This window comes from Alteromonas sp. 009811495, from assembly GCF_028865455.1.
Taxonomy (GTDB): Bacteria; Pseudomonadota; Gammaproteobacteria; order Enterobacterales; family Alteromonadaceae; genus Alteromonas.
Genome location: NZ_CP113972.1, coordinates 1,897,301 through 1,913,476, shown reverse-complemented (window position 1 = coordinate 1,913,476; position 16,176 = coordinate 1,897,301). Strand labels below are relative to the sequence as shown.

The window sequence follows — 16,176 nt, the reverse complement described above, 5'->3', positions numbered from 1 at the left end:
AAGTGGCTATTGCCCTACATGCTATTGCCCGAATTGCTTAAAAGGGCATCACCTATTAGCGTTTAAGCTGGTATTTTCGCACAGCAGCGTTATGTGCTTCCAGTGTTGTCGAAAATTGATGGCTGCCATCGCCTTTTGCGACAAAATATAGCGCATCAGTCGGTTTAGGCTGAAGTGCTGCGTGTATCGCCGCTTTACCTGCCATTGCTATAGGAGTTGGTGGTAGGCCTTTGATTACGTAAGTGTTATAAGGTGTTGGTGTGCGCAAATGTTTGCGTGTAATGTTGCCATCGAAATTAGGACCGATTCCGTAGATAACCGTCGGATCAGTTTGTAAACGCATATTGCTATTAAGCCGATTAACAAAAACGCCTGCTATAAGATCACGCTCTTCGGGCACTGCGGTTTCCTTTTCAATAATACTGGCCAAAATAAGCGCTTGATAAGGATCTTCCAACGGTAAATCTAGGGCTCTCGTTTGCCAGGCCTTATCGATATAATCAATAAGGGCGCGATGTGCTCGGCTAAGAATTTCACTCGCTTTTGTGCCTTGTGTAAAAAAATAAGTATCTGCAAGATACAACCCTTCGTTATGTTCAACGTCATTACAACACCATTGGGTCTTGGTTTGGTTTACTGTAGCTGCCAGGGTGGTGTCATCAATATCGAAAATTAATTCTGCGTGCCCACTTAATGTTTCTGCCCATTGAGACAGCGTGAGTCCTTCTACTAGGCTTACTGCAAACAGGAATTCATCACCCCGCGTGAAAATATTGAATACATCAACTAAAGACTGCCCTGGACTTATCATATAGGTTCCAGACTTTACCGACGTGTCGTTAGCAAAAAATTTAAGCCACACTTTACCTACCAGTGGCGTTACGTCTGTTGCACCCTGATTTCTAAGTTGCTTCAAAGTGCGATAGGCATTGCTCCCCTTTTCAAGGGTGAACAACGTATCTTGACCAATTGTCAGTGGCGCATTTACCTTACCCGAAATATAAAGCACGCTTGCAGACAAGCAAACAGCGGCCAACAAGGCTATTGTAAGACAGATAATTACCACTCGCTTCATGCTTTAACATTCCTAGTGTTAGATAGTAAAAGTGCTGACACGGGTTTCACCTATAAATGTTTACGTAGGTGTCGAGCAAGCTCCTGTTGAGGCTGGCTATCAACCTGATACCGCACAATGCTCGCGTCGGGAAAGGTAATAGCATTAACGGGCATAACCCCCATTAATGCGTTTGTCACTACGACACACTCGGCTTTCGCTAGATCGCTCAGCGCATATTCACCCACATTTAACGCTTGATTGTCGTTGAGTAATGCCTGAATTAAGCACTGCCTTACTACACCATTTACACCACTTCCTTTGAGCGATGGCGTATACCAAGTACTGTTCGCGTAAAAGAAAACGTTACCGATACTGCTTTCAACAACGTGATCTTGTGTATCACACACAATGGCATCATCGGCACCCGATGCTTTAATTTCTCGCTTTATTAAGACTTGTTCTAGTCTATTCATATGCTTCACACCGGCCAATATGGGTTGTATGGCTAGCGCGGTCTCTGCACAAATAAGAGCCATTCCTTGTTCGGCTAACGCTGTATAATGGACAGGGTATGGATGGAAAGAAAAGCGCACCTGCGGCACACTCTCATCATCTCTCGCGTAGCCTCGCCCACCGATACCGGCTGAAACATGCACTTTGAGCACTTGCTTGGTGCACTCAGATTGTGTCGATACATTGTTGGGGACTTGCTTTGTTGCAAAATCAACTATCGCCTGTTCAAGCGCTGTTTCATCGAGTGTTATACCAATAGCACTCGCATCGTAGATAAGCCGATTGATATGAAAAGAGAGTAACTGCGGCTGGCTGTTTTCAATACATAAGGTAGTAAATACCCCATCGCCATAATTAAAAGCCCTGTCGCTAGGCTGTATGGGTGTATCGTCGGTGATAATTTGCACTGCGTACTCAGTATGACTCATGGGCATATAATATATGGTGAGTATACCAAGTTGTTGTAGTCAAACAAGAAAGGCAGCTATATTGCTGCCTTTCTAATCGATTTTTAACTAAATCACATGTTTGTTAGTTAAATTCGCTTGAATATCAGTGAGCCGTTTGTCCCGCCAAATCCAAATGAATTACACAGCGCGTAGTCCGACGTAAACGCTTTTGCCTTATTGGCAACAAAGTCTAAGTCACAACCTTCACCCGGCTCATCTAAATTGATGGTCGGCGGTGCCATTTTGTCACGCAGTGCCAAAATAGTGAAAATAGCTTCAACTGAACCTGCAGCACCAAGCAAGTGACCTGTCATCGATTTAGTAGAGCTGACTAACAGATTATAGGCGTGGTCGTTAAACACGCGCTTCACCGCTGCTACTTCAGCAATATCACCGGCAGGTGTTGAAGTACCATGGGCATTAACGTAACCAATTTCATTGGCGTTTACGTTAGCATCGTTAATCGCGTTTTGCATGGAAGCCGCCGCGCCTTCACCATCTTCTGGCGGAGACGTCATGTGGTATGCATCACCACTCATACCGAAACCAACAAGTTCAGCGTAAATGGTAGCACCACGCGCTTTCGCTGATTCGTACTCTTCAAGCATAACGACACCAGCGCCCTCGCCCATCACAAAACCGTCACGGTCTTTGTCCCATGGACGGCTTGCTGCCTGCGGGTTGTCATTACGTGACGACAATGCGCGTGCTGCGGCAAAGCCAGCCATACCAAGCGGCGTAATTGACGCTTCTGCACCGCCTGCCAGCATGGCGTCTGCATCGCCGTAAGCAATTGTTCTTGCGGCAATACCAATATTATGAACACCTGTTGTACAGGCAGTCACAACGTTTATATTCGGTCCTTTCAATCCTTCCATGATAGACAAGAACCCTGAAATCATGTTCGTGATAGTTGAAGGTACAAAGAAAGGAGAAACACGCTTAGGGCCGCTATTTAGCAACTTGATGTGGTTTTGTTCGATTTGTTCTAAACCACCGATTCCTGAACCGATCGCCACACCTACGCGATGCGCATTGTCTGCTGAAATAGATAAGCCAGAATCGACAAGAGCCTGTTTACCCGCGGCAATGCCAAGCTGGATAAAACGGTCCATCTTTTTCGTTTCTTTCTTTTCAATATATTCCTGCGGGTCAAAATCGTTGATCTGACCTGCAAAACGGGTTGAATAATTACTGCAATCAAAATGGGTGATTTCACCGATGCCGCTCTCGCCTGCTAGCAATTTGCGCCATGTGTCTTCGCTATTCAGACCTAATGGTGAAAGCATTCCAAGACCAGTAACCACTACGCGACGTTTTGTCACAAAAAGTCCTCGCTTTGGAACTAAAAAAGGTAGGAGATACAAAAACGGCTCTAGAGTAGAGCCGCTTTTTCGCTACTTAAGACTTAAGCGTCTTTGTTCGCGTTGATGTAATCAATAGCTGATTGAACGGTAGTGATTTTCTCAGCTTCTTCATCAGGAATTTCTGTATCGAATTCTTCTTCTAAAGCCATTACCAGTTCAACTGTGTCAAGTGAATCAGCGCCTAAATCGTCAACGAATGAAGCTTCTGCTTTTACTTCTTCTTCTTTCACGCCAAGTTGTTCAACGATGATTTTCTTAACGCGTTCTTCAATGTTACTCATAATTCTAGGTTTCCCTTAAACGTCACTAGATAATAAAGTTGCCGCTAGTTTATTTTGCAAGGTCAGCCCTTGCAAGCACCAGATTAAACTAATTTTCTGGTCAAACCAGCGACATTCCAAATTCGTAAAATACTATTTTTACATCCAAGTTCGGGTAAATACCACCCCAAACTAAGGAAAATTCGCAATTTTTGCGAATTTACCCCATATACATTCCACCATTTACATGGATAGTTTCGCCTGTAATATAGGCAGCACCGTCGCTCACTAAAAAAGCAACAGTGGCGGCAATTTCATCAGGTTCACCTAAACGGTTCGCCGGAATATCTTTAAAAATGGCTTCTTTTTGGTCGTCACTCAATGCTTTTGTCATGTCTGTGTCGATAAAGCCAGGTGCTACTACATTGATAGTAATACCACGAGAAGCCACCTCACGCGCCATAGATTTTGAAAAACCAATAACGCCAGCTTTCGCTGCAGCATAGTTAGCTTGACCCGCATTACCTGCACTACCTACTACCGAACCGATATTAACAATTCGCCCAAAGCGTTTTTTCATCATACCGCGAAGCACTGCTTTTGACAGGGTAAATATTGAGGTCAAATTGGTATCAATAATGTCTTGCCATTCTGCGTCTTTCATGCGCATTAACAGATTATCGCGCGTGATACCGGCATTATTAACTAAAATGTCGATACCACCGTGAGCTTCATTTATCGTTTTGATAGCCGCATCAACACTGTCTTTATCAGTCACGTTGAGTGCAAGCCCCTTACCGCCGAATTCACCAAGGTAGCCAGAAATAGCGTCAGCACCACTGTCGCTAGTTGCCGTTCCAATCACCGTTGCACCTTGCTGCGCAAGTTGCGTCGCAATCGCTTTACCGATACCACGGCTAGCACCTGTGACAAGAGCAATTTTTCCGTCTAATTGACTCATTGCAATTCCTTATTGTTTTAATGCTTCCACACCCTCAGGTGTATTAACTGAAAGAGAATCAAGGCTCTTATTGATGCGTTTATTGAGGCCTGTAAGTACTTTACCCGGACCGACTTCAATAATGCGCTCTACCCCTGCTGCAGCTAGATATTCGACTGTGCGTGTCCATTGAACTGGGCAGTACAATTGACGAACAAGTGCATTTTTAATTGCTTCGCCTTGCGTCTCAATCGTTACATCAACATTATTCACGATGTTGATTGCAGGTTCGTGAACGTTTAAAGAAGATAGCGCATCTTCTAACTTATCGGCAGCAGGGCGCATAAGTTCACAATGCGAAGGTACACTCACCGCTAGTGGCAATGCGCGCTTCGCACCGGCTTCTTTACATGCGTTGGCCGCTTGCTCTGCCGCGTTTTTCTCACCTGCTATAACCACTTGGCCAGGAGAGTTAAAATTCACTGGCGCAACAACGTCGCCTGTTGCGATAGCCGTTTGCTGACAAATATCGGCAATTGCTGCGTCTTCAAGGCCAATGATGGCGTACATCGCTCCCGCGCCTGCTGGCACCGCTTCCTGCATATACTTACCGCGCGCCTCTACTAGTTTAACAGCGTCAGCAAAATCCATCGCGCCGCCACAAACTAATGCTGAGTACTCGCCCAAACTATGTCCAGCAAGATAATCTACAGCCAAGCCTTGTTCGCGTATAACACGCCAAATCGCAACACTGGCAGTTAACAATGCCGGTTGTGTAACGTGCGTTTCATTTAACTTGCCATCTGCGTCGTTTTGAACTAAATCCCACAGGTCATAGCCCAATGCGTCTGACGCTTCTTTGAACGTCGCTTCTACAATTGGTGAGGTTTCTGCCAATTCTTTTAGCATGCCCACACTTTGCGAGCCCTGCCCGGGAAAAACACAGGCTGTTTTTGTCATATCGATTCCTTATTATTTTTTTACTAGAAACGAGAAAACACTAAAAAAGTGCGATATTAGCAGGACTTAATAGCGAACAAGCGCTGAAGCCCATGCAAAACCACCACCAAATGCTTCTAGTAATAAATGCTGCCCGCGCTGGATGCGTCCATCGCGAATAGCCGTATCTAATGCAGTAGGCACGGTGGCCGCTGACGTATTACCGTATTGCTCTAAGGTAAGCACTACTTGGTCAAGCGACATATTCAGCTTTTTCGCTGTAGCTTTAATAATTCTAAAGTTTGCTTGGTGTGGTACTAACCAGTCAAGATCAGATTTTTCCATACCGTTCGCGGCCAGTGTCTGTTCCACCACTTCTGAAAGCTTAGTCACGGCAACTTTGAATACTTCATTGCCACGCATAACTCCCCAGTTTTCGTGCACAGATTGCTCATCACCACGCGTTGGATTACCCACATACAGCAAATCACCATGAGATCCTGATGCGTTAATGTGGGTGGATAAGATACCTGGCTCGTCACTGGCTTCAATAATGGTCGCCCCTGCCGCGTCACCAAATAAAATAACCATGGTTCTGTCTTCAGGATTTATAAGGCGACTCAAGCAATCAGTGCCCACTACAAGAATGCGTTTAGCCATTCCCGATTTAATATACTGATCGGCAACGCTTAATGCATAGCAATACCCCGCACACGCAGCTGCTACGTCGAAAGCGGGAATGCCGTCTATATCGAGAATTCGTTGAATCTCACATGCTGTGCTGGGAAGCGCATATCGACCGCTAGTGGTCGCGCACACAATCATGTCGATAGATTTAGGGTCGATGCCAGCCATTTCAATGGCTTTTTTACTGGCCTCTGCTCCCATGGTAGCAGCGGTTTCATCTGCTCCAATAATACGTCGCTCTTTTATGCCCGTGCGATCAGTGATCCATTCGTCACTGGTGTCTACCATTAATTCTAAATCTGCGTTTGTACGCACTTCGCTGGGATAATAGCTACCTGTTCCTATAAAGCGTGAATATTTGCTCAAAGCTGCTCCAACAATACCGTTTCTATCTTTGTTTTTATCTTTTCAGGTAAATGCATCTTGGCCTCTTTCATTGCTTGTACAATGGCATAATAAAAGGCGTCTTTTTGTGCATTTCCATGACTCTTGATAACAATGCCGCGCAATCCTATCAGACTCGCACCGTTATACTGGTCGGGGTTCACACTGTTATAGATAGATTTCAGTAATGGGAAAGCAATTTTTGCAAGCAAACGCGTATAGAAATTCTTCTGTGATTGGCGTTTTACTTCATTTATCACAAGCTTAGCTAAGCCTTCACTCGACTTAAGCGCTACGTTGCCCGTGAAGCCATCAGTCACCACTACATCAGCGTGATCGGTGAAAATGTCGTCACCTTCAACATAACCAATGTAGTTAATTCCTGGGGCATCTTTAAATAGTTGGTCGGCGGATTTTACTTGTGCGTTACCTTTTATATCCTCTTCGCCGACGTTGAGTAATGCTACGCGGGGAGATGCTATTCCAGCCACTTCTTGCGCCAACACAGAACCCATAACGCCATACTGAAACAAAATTTCGGGTGTACAGTTAACGTTGGCACCAAGGTCGAGTAAAAAAACATTATGGTGCCCAGTCGTTGGCATCATATTTATAAGCGCTGGCCTATCGATACCCGATAAGGTCTTGAGCAAATAAAAGGATAGGGTTAATAACGCACCTGTATTTCCTGCGCTTACACATGCATCAGCTTCGCCGCTTTCGACAAGCTCGATAACACGACGCATGGAGGAATCTTTTTTGTGTCTTAATGCTGAGGTTGGCGCCTCGCCCATTTCAACAACTTGAGAACAATGCTTGACGGTAACGCGACTACGCTCAGCGTCGGTTAAACTTTGAATGCCAGCATGAATAATGTTTTCATCGCCACATAACGTAAAATTCACGTTGGGATGAAGTTGGATAGCCTTTACGGCTGCAGGAAGGATAACAGGGGGACCATGATCGCCCCCCATGATATCTAACGCGATGGTTAGTGTAGACAAAATGTAGTCGCCGTATTACGCGCCGATTACTTTCTTGCCTTTGTAATAACCGTCAGCGGTCACGTGGTGACGACGGTGAGTTTCGCCCGACGTTGAATCGACAGACAAAGTCGCGCCTGTCAATGCATCGTGTGAGCGACGCATACCGCGCTTAGAACGCGTTTTACGATTTTGTTGTACTGCCATAACTTACTCCTGGTCTCGCTTAAGTTCTTTCAAAACCGCGAAAGGGTTTTGTCGCTCTTGTTCCGGTTCAATCTTTCCAAACGACATATCGTCTTGCTTCACTGTACACTCCGACTCTGCATGAAGGGGCACAATTGGCAATGATAATAGTAGCTCGTCTTCAAAAATTTGAAGCAGATTAACTTCTCCATGGTCGTTGACCTCTACCGGCTCGTAAGCCTCGGGAATGATGTCATCGTCTTCCTGCTCGTCTCCCTGCACTGGAGTAAAACAGAATTCCGCTTCCACGGGATAATCGAGTTCACCATTACACCTTTGACAGATAAGTGTTACCTGCGTGGCTAAGTGACCGTGAAAGACAGTAAGACCCTGCGCGTCTTTTTCGAACTGTACTTCTGCGTCCACATAGTCATTGCATCGGACAACTGCCTCGCTCAATCGTTCCATATCTTTAGACGCAATCACGCCCCGATAATCGGAACGTTTCATTGCACTTTTAATCGGTTCAACCGAATGAGGGAGTTTCACTTTCTGCATAGGGCGCGCATGATATAGGGTCAACCCCTTTGTGTCAAAGCAAAATTGTGAATTAACGAGGAATAAACCACTATAAATCAACTACCGTTATAAAGTAACATTACAACTTCGTAAACCATGTACAAGATTCCGCTACATCAAGATGTTACCACATAAAGGAAATTCAGTGACTAACCTTGTTCTCGCTTCATCGTCACAGTATCGCAAAATGCTACTCGCCAATATCGGTATACAGGTAGACACCTGTTCTCCTGAAATCGATGAATCACCGCTTCCGAACGAGACAGCCACGGCACTGAGCTTACGTTTAGCACAACAGAAAGCCGAAAAAGTGGCGCAACAGCATAGTGGCACATTTGATGAGCACATTATTATCGGTAGTGACCAAGTTGCCCTAGTTGAGTCACCCTCGGGCCCAAGGTTACTTGGTAAACCCCTCTCTATCGAAAACGCTGTAGACCAGCTTCTTCTTTGCAGAGGTAAAACCGTAATTTTTCACACCGCTATTTGTTTACACCGTGCAGCGACCAATACAACCGTTACCGAGGTTGAAAAAACAAAAGTTGTGTTCAGACACAACACTGAAGATGCGCTGCGAGCCTATGTTGAAAAAGAAAGACCGCTGGATTGTGCCGGAAGCTTTAAAAGCGAAGGTATGGGCGTTTTACTCTTTGAGCGGATTGAAAGCCGTGATCCCAACAGCCTTATAGGTCTACCCGTCATGTTGCTTAATGATTTATTAGCGACTCATTTTGACGTAGACCTATTGGCAATGGCAGCGCGTTAACCAAGCAGTGCGTGTTCCAACTCTTTTATCGAATGCACCAACGCAACCGGCGCAAGGGCTTCTAAGTGAACTTGCGCGTGAACGCCGTAAGACACCCCTATTCTGTCCATACCAATGGCTTTAGCCATTTGCATGTCGTAGGTAGTGTCTCCAATCATCACCGCTTCATCAGAAGAAAAACCTAACTCATCCAATAACTGTAACAGCATATCGGGGGATGGCTTAGATGTGGCATCATCTGCAGTGCGAGAGCCGCTAAAAAATACTCCGGTTTCAGTTTGAGCCCATGCCCTATCAAGCCCTCGTCTTGCTTTACCTGTCGCAACAGCAAGCGTGCAGCCTGCAGCTTTAAGGCGCTCAAGCATGGGAACTACACCTTCAAACAAAGGGCAAGGAGTAGTGTCTTGTGCAACAAACGCATCTTTGTACGCCTGAACCAATCGCTCGGCTAAGGCTTCGTCACTAATAGCAAAAAGCTGCATAATTGCAGGTTTTAAACTAATTCCGATGATATGCCCTACCTCTTCATACGTTGGAATGGGCATGTCACACTGCTTAGCGGCAAACTGCATACAGTTGACAATTTTATCTGCCGAGTCCATCAAGGTGCCATCCCAATCAAAGATAACCAACTTATACCGCGGGATGCGTTGCTCGGCACTTGTTTTATTTACTTTGTCTGTCTTCATGCTTCTAGCGTTTTTAATGTAGCGCTAAGGACGTCATCAAGGGGTGCAGAAAACGTTACTCGCTCCTCAGTTGCAGGATGAAGTAGTGAAATACTGCGTGCGTGTAGGAAAAGTCTGTTGAGCCCTTTTTGTCGCATAGCCGCATCGAACTCGTTATCACCGTATTTTGGATCACACGCAATAGGATGTCCGGCGTGTAAACAGTGGACGCGTATTTGGTGAGTTCGCCCGGTAATAGGCGACGCTTCAACAAGCGTTGCTCCAGCATATTCTTCCAATATGCGATAGCGGGTTTCAGACGGTTTACCATCGTCACTCACGCTAACCATACGTTCGCCCGACTGTAATATATTTTTGCGAAGCGGTGCTTTAACTTTAAACCGATTGGTAGGCCACTGACCTGCAACTAAAGCGTTGTAGCGTTTATCCATTTTACCTGTGCGCAATTGCTCGTGCATATGACGAAGTGCAGAACGCTTTTTAGCAATTAAAATGCAACCTGATGTATCGCGGTCAAGTCGATGGACTAACTCCATGAATTTGGCATCTGGACGCAGTGCACGCAATCCTTCAATTAGACCAAAGCTTAATCCACTGCCACCATGAACGGCCATACCAGAAGGCTTATTGATAACCAAAATACGGTCATCTTCAAATAATATGTGCGACTCTAGGGAGGCTATTTTATCTAGCTTTGGAGACGGTGCGGGCGCACCTTCCGATACCCTAACAGGCGGAATTCTGATTACATCGTCAGCCTGCAACTTATACTCTGGCTTTACTCGCCCTTTATTCACGCGCACTTCTCCCTTTCGCAAGATTCTGTAAATCATGCTCTTTGGGACGCCTTTTAGCTGCGTGCGCAAGAAGTTGTCAATACGTTGACCAGCGAGGTCGGCTTCTATCGTTACAAAACGAACTTTTTGAGGTGCTTCATCTTTCATGGCGACATTATACCCCAATGCGCAACCGTCGACATACTGGAAAGTTTGATTTTGCTTAAATTTGTTCTTATCGCCTCTTTTTTAAGCAAGCGATGTATTTTGTTGTATGATAAAACCAAATAACCTTGATTTATTCACATGCTATCCTTGCTAAAAACGGCATTTTGGTGCGATAATCATCGACGTTTTTTACATGGATAACTTCGCATATTGACAACGGCTGAGAAAAGGTACAAAACCAAATAGCCCACTGTGTGAAACCCTACGTTAAAAAACACTAACAAGACCGAAGCAACAACACTCGAAAATACTGTGTGTTGTTTTAACTTGTAAACGAAAAAGCATGGTTTGCGTGTCGGTGGCATCAGCAATGAAAAATAATTTTCATACCGACCCAGCTAGAGAGGCAACGACTACACTGCCGTGGATAAAGCGGAGCCATTGCTTGCGAACATAAAATAAGTTTGCCGTTTAGCTAACAGAATTAAATGACAAACAAGCGAATGCATTAACTTCGCTTGTAACAAAGAATTGAGTAATAAGGGCCAGTCGCTCCCGACATCCTTAAAGCAGTGTGACTACACCTCGGTTACGTGCATGCATTAGGCTTGCACCTCTTTGCGAAGGTTTTGAAAAAGCGTTATTAGACAACGTTAAGTCACCCACCAGGGATAATGCGACGTTACAACAAGGTCCCCGTCCAGCCGTGAGGTTGCGCGGTGAGGGTTTGCACATGTCACTTTAATTTTGTGTCTTAACGGCTGTACTAAAAACAGAGTTAGATACAATGAAAAGAATGTTGATCAATGCAACTCAGCAAGAAGAGTTGCGTGTTGCCCTCGTAGATGGGCAGCGGTTGTACGATTTAGATATTGAAAGTCCAGGACACGAACAAAAGAAAGCAAACATCTATAAAGGTAAAATTACCCGCGTAGAGCCTAGCCTAGAAGCTGCTTTCGTTGACTACGGCGCTGAGCGTCACGGTTTCCTACCCCTTAAAGAAATTGCCCGCACTTACTTCCCTAAAGGTTACAAATTCGAAGGCCGCCCAAACATCAAAGATGTGATTAAAGAAGGCCAGGAAGTTATCATTCAGATCGACAAAGAAGAGCGCGGTCAAAAAGGCGCAGCGCTAACAACGTTTCTGTCGCTAGCAGGCAGCTACCTTGTATTGATGCCAAACAATCCTCGTGCTGGCGGTATTTCACGTCGAATTGAAGGTGATGAGCGTACTGAACTTAAGGAATCACTAAGCAAACTTGACCTGCCTGACGGGATGGGACTCATTGTTCGAACTGCGGGTGTAGGTAAGTCTTACGAAGAATTAGAGTGGGATTTAAAAGTACTATTAAAGCACTGGGAAGCCATCTCAGAAGTTGCCCAAGAACGCGAAGCGCCGTTTCTAATTCACCAAGAAAGTAATGTTATTGTTCGTGCTATCCGTGATTATCTGCGTCGCGATATCGGCGAGATCCTTATTGATAAAACGAGCATTTACGAACAGGCTCTTCAGCACATTCAATTAGTACGCCCTGATTTTGCCAACCGCGTAAAATTGTACCGTGGCGAAGTACCTCTGTTCAGTCATTATCAAATTGAAAGCCAAATTGAGTCAGCGTTCCAACGGGAAGTTCGCTTGCCTTCAGGCGGCTCAATTGTTATCGACCCGACAGAAGCATTAACGTCTATCGATATCAACTCCGCACGAGCAACAAAAGGCGGCGATATTGAAGAAACGGCGCTTAATACCAACTTAGAAGCAGCAGACGAAATTGCGCGTCAATTGCGTTTACGCGACTTAGGCGGCCTCGTCGTTATTGATTTCATCGACATGACCCCTGTTCGCCACCAGCGCGAAGTAGAAAATCGCATGAAAGATGCTGTGCGCAGTGACCGAGCACGAGTGCAATTAGGTCGAATTTCTCGCTTTGGTCTTCTTGAAATGTCACGTCAGCGTTTGCGTCCGTCGCTTGGTGAATCAGCACATCACGTATGTCCACGCTGTTCTGGCCACGGCACTATTCGCGGTACAGAGTCATTGGCACTGTCAATATTGCGTATTCTTGAAGAAGAAAGCATTAAAGAAAATACAGGACAGATTGAAGCACAGTTGCCTGTACCTGTTGCGACTTACCTACTTAATGAAAAGCGTAAATCGATACAGCTACTAGAAAAACGCCACGGTGTTAATCTACTGCTTATCCCTAATGCAAACCTAGAGACCCCACATTATCAAGTGTTGCGCCGTCGCCCAGATGACGTTGTATCTGATGCCAGCTATGAAGTGGAATTAATGCCTGCAGTTGAAGCAGAAACAGAAACCACGACATCGGCACCTGTAAAACGCGAAGAACCAGCACTTAAAGGTTTGGTTGCGCCAACAGCAGCGCCAGTAGTTGCACCTAAAGAAACTCCTGTTGCCGCTAAGTCAGACGACGTGCCATCACTATTAGCACGCATTGGCAAATGGATCAGCGATCTGTTTGGCAGCGAAGAAGAGCAAGAATCGAACAAAGATAAAAAGCAACAGTCTGGAAACAAAGGTAAGCAATCGCGAAACCGCAACAATGACGACCGCCGCCGTAAACCGCGCAATAAGAACAATCGTCGCAACAACCAATCTCAACAAAGTAAAGATGGTGAGCAACAAGACAATCGCAAGTCGCGCAATGAACAGCGTTCAGAGCAAGACGACAAGCGCAACAACAAAGGCCGTAAGCAGCAGCGTAAACCTCAGCAACAAAGAGACGACCAGCAGAAGCCTAAACAGGACAAGCCAGACGGTGAGCAGCAAGAAAACCAAGCGCAGAAGAAGCGTGAGGTGGCCGAGCGAAGAAAGCGTCGTGACAAACGCCGCAGCGTTCGTGTGAAAAAAGATGAGAATGGCCAAACTGCCAACGAAAATCTAGCCACGCAACAAGCAGTAGCAGAAGAATCGACACAACAAGTTGCACCAGCTGAAAGCAAACCAAAGCAGTCTAAGCCAAAGCAAGACAGACCAGCTAAAGCTGAAAAGCCTGCAGATACGCACAGTCAGCAAAATAACCAGCAAAGTAACGAAGACGTTACTGAAAAACCGGTTGAAGCAGCACAAAAAGCTGATGTTGCTAATGCACCAGTTGACACTGTTGAAGAAAAGCAAGCTGTAGATAATGCCGAGTCGAAAGACGTAGCGGGTGAAGACACAGCGCAAAAGCGTGAAGGACGTGGACGTTCAAGACGCTCTCCTCGTCATGTTCGTGCAGCTGGCCAACGCCGCAAAAAAGAAGCGCAGCAGACTGACGAAGGTTCAGTTGATAACACGCCTTCGGTTGATGAAGCTGAAACGCAAGCAAAGCAGCCTGGAAAGCTTGAATCGCAAGCACCTGCCCCTGTTGAACCAACGAGCGTAGCTGACGAGCAGAAGGAAGCTCAAACGGTGACAGTTGAAGAAACTCAAGCACAAGAGCCTGGTAAGCTTGAACCTGCAGATGCACAACCTGTCACTGAAGACGCGAAACGCGAAGAGGCCAAAACAAAGATTGAAGCTGTTCAAGACGAACTTCAATTTGAAGCGCCTTTAGCCGATGAGCCATTAGTTACAGAGCCGTCAGCGAGCGAACAGCCTTCAGCGGGTACAGAGCCTTCAGCGGATGTAGAGCCTTCAGCAGACGTAGAGCCTTCAGCGCCTGAACAGCCATCTTCAGACAACGAAGATACGCACGCGTCTGACACAGCTACTGACAACGCAGAGGAAGCGCCTGCAAAAGACACGGCTGCCACTGCACCAGTGATTGAAGAAGCACAAACGCCTAAGCAAGTTGAGATTAACCTTGCCGAAGCGTCGACTTCTGAAGTGAGTACTGAGCAAGCGCCAGTCGCCGAAACAGCGCCAGCTAGAGCGGTTAACAACAGTTTAGCCGCAAGCGGTAAAGGCAAGCGCGGTGCTTCGCATCCTATGGCGCTGCCAACTGCAGTTAACGACGTATTTACTGACGTTGCATTAACAGCAAAAGCAGACGACTCACGCCCTGCCCTTGCCGTTTCGGGCAAAGCAGCAGCAATGACACATGTTTCAGCAAGAGCGTCTGCGCCTACAACACTCCCACAGAGCGTTGATGACGCTGCACCGGCCTCTGCCGTTGTTGAAAGTGAAGCTGATGCAGTCGATGATAGTCAGGCACAAGGCGTTTAATATCTTGTGCGATTGACTCCGCAGTTGAAAAAGCCGCTTCTTAGCGGCTTTTTTGTTCTTAATGTAAGCTATGTACTCGTAATTTTAGCGGCAAACTTCACTCGACCTTATGACAGCATCAATAGACAACGCGTTCATACAGTTTATCGAATCTACCTGCAATGCTCGCTTAAGCGACGTAAAGCTTATCCAGTCGCTGTGGAGCGGTTATGGCGCTTGTTTTCGCGCTAATCTTCACTATCGTCATGCCTACACGGATAGTCAAAACAAAACGGTTCCCGTTGTTGCCAAGTGTACAGCGCCACCCGCTACGTTAAACCATCCTAGAGGATGGAATGGTAAACCTAGCCACGATAGGAAGTTGGCGTCGTTTGCTGTGGAAAATAGCTTCTATCAACACCTTCAACCCTATACCAACGCACAATGTAAGGTTCCGTCGTGCATTGCAACTAACCAGACAGGTAACCGTACATTTCTGGTTATGGAAGATTTACGCGCTTTGGGGTTCACTGAAACCGCAGATACCCTAAGCGTATCCCAAGCAGAAACAGTTTTGTCTTGGCTAGGCGCTTTTCACGCTCAATTCCTCGGTGTACGAGACACCATCAAAAACAAAGGAATTTTGGTTTGGGATGAAGGTAGCTATTGGCATCTTGGCACACGAAAAGATGAATACGATGCAATGGCAGCGGGACCACTGAAAACCCATGCCCATGCTATCGCAGATGCACTTTCAAATGCATCCTACCAAACACTTATTCACGGTGACGCCAAAGTAGCAAACTTTTGCTTTACCAAACAATTTGATAAGTGCGCAGCAGTAGATTTTCAGTACACCGGTTTCGGTGTGGGAGTGAAAGATGTGGCTTATTTTCTGGGTAGTGCGCTCTCAACGCGTGATCAGCACCAGTCCCACACCCGTTGCCTTGATGTTTATTTTGATGCATTAAGAAATGCTTATATTAACCGTTGTAACATGAAATCAACAGAGACTTGCCTGTTACCATTATCACACGCTATCGATATTGACGACGTGATTGAACAGTGGCGCGCTTTATATTGCGTCGCGTGCGCCGATTTTCATCGCTTTCTTGCAGGGTGGAGCCCAAGTCATTGGAAGATAGATGATGAATTAGCCTCTCAGACGGAAAAAGCGTTGCACATGTTTAAGACCTGTTGACGTTTTATTGTAGCGGAACGTGTTCCATCTTGAGCTTGTAAACGTATCAAACGATGAAGTCACATTAACAATAATGACA

General features: G+C 45.9%; 15 protein-coding genes. 3 read left to right on the top strand and 12 right to left on the bottom strand.

Translation table 11 applies throughout. From position 1 onward, the window contains the following. Positions 1 to 55 precede the first annotated feature (55 nt). From mltG to yceD, 10 genes are all read right to left on the bottom strand, one after another. A complete protein-coding gene (gene mltG / locus OZ660_RS08685) occupies positions 56 to 1,075 on the bottom strand; it encodes an endolytic transglycosylase MltG (RefSeq protein WP_274743230.1) in 1,020 nt (339 codons plus the stop codon). 50 nt (positions 1,076 to 1,125) lie between these two features. After that, a complete protein-coding gene (pabC, locus tag OZ660_RS08680; RefSeq protein WP_274743229.1) occupies positions 1,126 to 1,977 on the bottom strand; it encodes an aminodeoxychorismate lyase in 852 nt (283 codons plus the stop codon). 128 nt (positions 1,978 to 2,105) lie between these two features. Then, complete coding sequence (fabF, locus tag OZ660_RS08675) at positions 2,106 to 3,344, bottom strand: beta-ketoacyl-ACP synthase II (RefSeq protein ID WP_159624936.1); 1,239 nt, start codon at positions 3,342 to 3,344, stop codon at positions 2,106 to 2,108. Positions 3,345 to 3,427: 83 nt separating this feature from the next. After that, entirely contained in the window at positions 3,428 to 3,667 is a 240-nt protein-coding gene (gene acpP / locus OZ660_RS08670) for an acyl carrier protein (RefSeq protein WP_012518211.1), read from the bottom strand. Positions 3,668 to 3,866: 199 nt separating this feature from the next. Continuing rightward, positions 3,867 to 4,607: a 3-oxoacyl-ACP reductase FabG gene (gene fabG / locus OZ660_RS08665; protein WP_274743228.1), complete on the bottom strand. Its 741-nt coding sequence runs from the start codon at positions 4,605 to 4,607 to the stop codon at positions 3,867 to 3,869. A 9-nt stretch (positions 4,608 to 4,616) separates the two neighbouring features. Beyond that, positions 4,617 to 5,546, bottom strand: coding sequence for an ACP S-malonyltransferase (gene fabD / locus OZ660_RS08660; protein ID WP_274743227.1), 930 nt, complete (start codon positions 5,544 to 5,546; stop codon positions 4,617 to 4,619). Positions 5,547 to 5,612: 66 nt separating this feature from the next. After that, positions 5,613 to 6,578 (bottom strand): beta-ketoacyl-ACP synthase III, encoded by a 966-nt coding sequence (locus OZ660_RS08655; protein WP_159624942.1) that lies wholly within the window; start codon positions 6,576 to 6,578, stop codon positions 5,613 to 5,615. After that, positions 6,575 to 7,600, bottom strand: coding sequence for a phosphate acyltransferase PlsX (gene plsX, locus OZ660_RS08650; RefSeq protein ID WP_202265347.1), 1,026 nt, complete (start codon positions 7,598 to 7,600; stop codon positions 6,575 to 6,577). The genes OZ660_RS08655 and plsX overlap by 4 nt, the downstream gene beginning before the upstream one ends. 15 nt (positions 7,601 to 7,615) lie before the next feature. After that, the gene (rpmF, locus tag OZ660_RS08645) at positions 7,616 to 7,786 is read right to left on the bottom strand and encodes a 50S ribosomal protein L32 (RefSeq protein WP_012518206.1); all 171 of its coding nucleotides are present in this window, start codon (positions 7,784 to 7,786) and stop codon (positions 7,616 to 7,618) included. Between the two features lie 3 nt (positions 7,787 to 7,789). Continuing rightward, a complete protein-coding gene (gene yceD / locus OZ660_RS08640) occupies positions 7,790 to 8,323 on the bottom strand; it encodes a 23S rRNA accumulation protein YceD (protein WP_159625001.1) in 534 nt (177 codons plus the stop codon). Positions 8,324 to 8,489: 166 nt separating this feature from the next. Between yceD and OZ660_RS08635 the strand changes: the two genes are divergently transcribed. After that, complete coding sequence (locus tag OZ660_RS08635; RefSeq protein WP_274743226.1) at positions 8,490 to 9,110, top strand: Maf family protein; 621 nt, start codon at positions 8,490 to 8,492, stop codon at positions 9,108 to 9,110. Here the strand turns inward: OZ660_RS08635 and OZ660_RS08630 are convergent. Together OZ660_RS08630 and rluC are read right to left on the bottom strand one after the other, a co-directional pair. Continuing rightward, entirely contained in the window at positions 9,107 to 9,799 is a 693-nt protein-coding gene (locus OZ660_RS08630) for an HAD family hydrolase (RefSeq protein WP_274743225.1), read from the bottom strand. The two genes, OZ660_RS08635 and OZ660_RS08630, sit on opposite strands and share 4 nt — an antisense overlap. Then, positions 9,796 to 10,743 (bottom strand): 23S rRNA pseudouridine(955/2504/2580) synthase RluC, encoded by a 948-nt coding sequence (rluC, locus tag OZ660_RS08625; protein ID WP_159624950.1) that lies wholly within the window; start codon positions 10,741 to 10,743, stop codon positions 9,796 to 9,798. Before rluC ends, OZ660_RS08630 begins: the two co-directional genes overlap by 4 nt. Positions 10,744 to 11,530: 787 nt before the next feature. On the opposite strand from rluC, the gene rne reads away from it, so the two are divergent. Together rne and OZ660_RS08615 are read left to right on the top strand one after the other, a co-directional pair. Further along, positions 11,531 to 14,917, top strand: a complete 3,387-nt coding sequence (gene rne, locus OZ660_RS08620) for a ribonuclease E (RefSeq protein WP_274743224.1) — start codon at positions 11,531 to 11,533, stop codon at positions 14,915 to 14,917. Between the two features lie 109 nt (positions 14,918 to 15,026). Continuing rightward, on the top strand, positions 15,027 to 16,097 hold the full coding sequence (locus OZ660_RS08615) for a phosphotransferase (protein WP_274743223.1): 1,071 nt from the start codon (positions 15,027 to 15,029) through the stop codon (positions 16,095 to 16,097). The last annotated feature ends 79 nt before the right edge of the window (positions 16,098 to 16,176 follow it).